Source organism: Catenibacterium sp., assembly GCF_052354645.1.
Classification (GTDB): domain Bacteria; phylum Bacillota_I; class Bacilli_A; order Erysipelotrichales; family Coprobacillaceae; genus Catenibacterium; species Catenibacterium mitsuoka_A.
Genome location: NZ_DAWDDM010000233.1, coordinates 1 through 3,192, shown reverse-complemented (window position 1 = coordinate 3,192; position 3,192 = coordinate 1). Strand labels below are relative to the sequence as shown.

The following is a 3,192-nucleotide window of genomic DNA, read 5'->3' as shown; positions in this document are numbered from 1 at the left end:
CCTTATGTTCATCATCATATAAATATAATTTCTTTAATGTTTCCGGAATGTATCTTTCCAATTCCGTCATATCATCAATTTCACCGAATATCTGGAAAAATCCAAGATTCGAATAATGTACGACCGACTTATTCTTATCGCCGCTCACCAGACGCACAATCTCAATATACTTAATCGCCTGACTTGCTTCGTGATAAGATTCTTTCAACCTCTGATATCCTTTCACACTTTTTCCTATGCCAATCTGAAAGTCTATAGCCTTCTTTCTATATAGGATGATTCGCTGGACAACAGCTTCTATTTCTTCCATCTCTTTCTGATATTCCAGTTCTGTCTGATCGGGATCTACCTGTTGAATCATAAAAATCTGATCCATATTTCTGTAAATAAGCGCATCTGGCAAAAGATGCATCAATTCACCCTCTATAACACCTACTTCGTGAAGCTGTTCTTTTGTATATTTTCTTTGTACATTGTTTGTGATGGTATGAAAATCAACAACCCTGTAAGTATCACTTTCTTTCATTCCGAGCTGTGCTGCCGCTTCAGCCATTTCCTTCGGACTCAGTAATCCATTCAGAATATTATGGATAATATCTCTCTGATACTTCTTTTTCAATTCGTTCTGTGCAAATTCACTCAAGAATTCATACTGCAAGTTAATAATCGCATTTTCAATTGCCATATAATCAAGTTCTGTCAGTTCTCTATTTTCTTCTGTTATGGTTATGTAGCCATCCACCTCGTTCAATATACCAATTTTTCCCACATATTGAACGCAGTTTCCCTTCATCTGCTTCATATACTGAAATTTTGTAATAATGTCAGGTTTATACGGCCGAATTTCGTCTGATAATATTAACTTGGAGTCGTCTGTGTTTGTTGAAGTCAAGCAATTAAGATTACTGTAATACAATGCAACAGGATTACCAATCATGGTACTTAAAAATTCGATAATATCTCTTGCTGTATTGCTTGATCCATTATTTTTCAAAATAAATGTATTAAAATTATCATGTGTAATTTTAAAATATTTTAATCGTGCTGTTTCTTTATCGAATACCTGCGTCATAACATGGCGGATAATTCCCCAGTAATATAAATCTTCCGGAATCTCAAGCAGTGGAATCTCATATTTTTCACAGTGTTTTTCTAATAACTTCAATCGCTTTCCTGTTGGATCATCCTCTTCTCTCTTTTTCACAATGAAACCACTAATATCACTTTTTACCAAATCCTCAAAATGATGCTCTACTTCCCGGTCACTGCATGATAAATATACCTGAAAGCTGGTTATAAGCATCTCTCCACCTGTCAGGTATTGTTCCATATCTTCAATTTCTATAATTCGAATGCCTTTTACTTCCCGATCCAGACCTTTTTCACCACAAAGCAGCTTCATTTTAGGGAATTGTTCTGATTCAAGTAATTTTCTTACAGTATATACCATCGTTACTCCTTCCTTATCCATCGCTGTTATGTTGTTCACATTACATAGTTCCTCTCTAGTTTTGGGTTATCAGTGCCCTAATTAAGTACCGTTTCCAGTAAACCAGCTATAGTCTTTGCAATTTTCATTGCTTAAATTTCACTTTTGGAAGAAATAAATAGCCTGTAGAAATAAGTTAAAACGGATTAGTAGAGGCACTTTACAACATAAAAGATATTATGCTGTACATTCCAATATTTCCTGTTCGACAATCTTATCCAGCTTCTTTTGGAACACTGTTTCTGTAGTTGCTGTATATATTCTCGTTACATTGATGCTTCTATGTCCAAGTAAATCTGCAAGACCTGTAATATCTTTTGTTACTTTATAATAAATTCTTGCAAATAGATATCGAAAATTATGTGGGAATATTTTTGATTCTGCTACTCCTGCCTTTTCTTTTAAGCGTTTCATTTCTCTCCAAATCTTACTTCTATCTTTTAACTTCCCATTTTCAGTAACAAATATCCTTCCTTATGCTATTTGGTTATTATGACAATAGGAAAGAAGTTTCTTTTGTAATATCTTCGGCAGAAAAATCCTTCTATATTTTCCTTTATTATAAATCTCTATCTTTCCTACCTTTACACGCTCCACTGTAAAATATTTTATTTCACTGATCTGGATTCCTGTACAAGCTATTGTTTCAATACACAGGGCAAGCTGTTCTTTTCCTTCCGCTATAGCTGTTACAATCAATTTCCTACATTCTTTTTCTGTCAATTCTTTCTGATCCTGCAAAAAAGGCTGCTTCTGCACTTTTATTCTTTTCACTTTCAGATTCCCTAGATCCAAAAATTTCAGGAACTGATTCAATGCGCAAGCATCGAATTAACACTATTAACAGCATAATTTTGGACAAGCCAATCTTTATATTGCAACAATACTTTTTTATTGATCCGCTTAGCATCTGCCAAAAATAAAATAATTTTTTGATATCTGCCATATATTTCTTTACAGTTACTCTTACGTTTTCTCTTTAATATAAATAATCAGTAAATTCTTTTATTGAACTTTTTGATACCTCTATTGAAAAATTCATTTGTTCCATAATCACAGTCCTCCTGAGAATCCATTTTCTTTCATTATAGCTGTTCGCTTTTTCGTATTCCCATACACTACTTTTCTATTTGTTATGCATTCATGAATTTTCAATATTTATTTTTGATTATATATCGTATTGTTGATTTTAGTCAACAGTAGACGCTTATTTTTATCATCCATTGTGAATATAATTTAACAATACGAGAGGAGATGTTTTATGCCAATGGCTGATATCGAATTATGTTTACAGGAAATTGGAAAAAGAATTATGGATCGTCGAAAAAAGCTGGGACTCACTCAAGAAGCACTTGCAGAAAAAGGTGATGTCACTACCCAGTTTGTTTCTTATGCGGAATCAGGAAAACGGGCAATGAGACCTGAAAATCTGTTAAAAATCTCCTCTGCTTTAGAAGTAAGTGCCGACTATTTGCTCACTGGTGAAATTATTGATAAGGATCTGTTGATTCTCTCAGATAAGCTCCGCAAGCTCACACCATCACAGGTACGCACAGTTGAAGCTATTATAGACGAATGTAACAATCTATTTAATCAAAAATAACTCTTCTCTCTCGTCAAAAAAGGAATGAAAGCTTATTAAAACAGTATAATGTGGACCCCGTGTCAAGGACATTAAATAAAAAGGCGCTTAAAAATGATTA

General features: G+C 33.7%; 5 protein-coding genes. 1 reads left to right on the top strand and 4 read right to left on the bottom strand.

Annotated features, from left to right (window positions below; all coding sequences use genetic code 11):
- From ACT8VG_RS09210 to ACT8VG_RS09195, 4 genes are all read right to left on the bottom strand, one after another.
- The coding region (locus ACT8VG_RS09210; protein ID WP_444195693.1) for a PucR family transcriptional regulator at positions 1-1,471 on the bottom strand (1,471 nt) is incomplete at its 3' end.
- A gap of 195 nt (positions 1,472-1,666) precedes the next feature.
- A complete protein-coding gene (locus tag ACT8VG_RS09205) occupies positions 1,667-1,957 on the bottom strand; it encodes a tyrosine-type recombinase/integrase (protein ID WP_444195694.1) in 291 nt (96 codons plus the stop codon).
- 6 nt (positions 1,958-1,963) lie between these two features.
- A complete protein-coding gene (locus tag ACT8VG_RS09200; protein WP_444195692.1) occupies positions 1,964-2,212 on the bottom strand; it encodes a hypothetical protein in 249 nt (82 codons plus the stop codon).
- Positions 2,193-2,435, bottom strand: a complete 243-nt coding sequence (locus ACT8VG_RS09195) for a hypothetical protein (RefSeq protein ID WP_444195691.1) — start codon at positions 2,433-2,435, stop codon at positions 2,193-2,195. Before ACT8VG_RS09195 ends, ACT8VG_RS09200 begins: the two co-directional genes overlap by 20 nt.
- Before the next feature lie 321 nt (positions 2,436-2,756).
- Here ACT8VG_RS09195 and ACT8VG_RS09190 point away from each other — a divergent pair, with 321 nt between their 5' ends.
- Positions 2,757-3,092, top strand: coding sequence for a helix-turn-helix domain-containing protein (locus tag ACT8VG_RS09190; protein ID WP_444195690.1), 336 nt, complete (start codon positions 2,757-2,759; stop codon positions 3,090-3,092).
- The last annotated feature ends 100 nt before the right edge of the window (positions 3,093-3,192 follow it).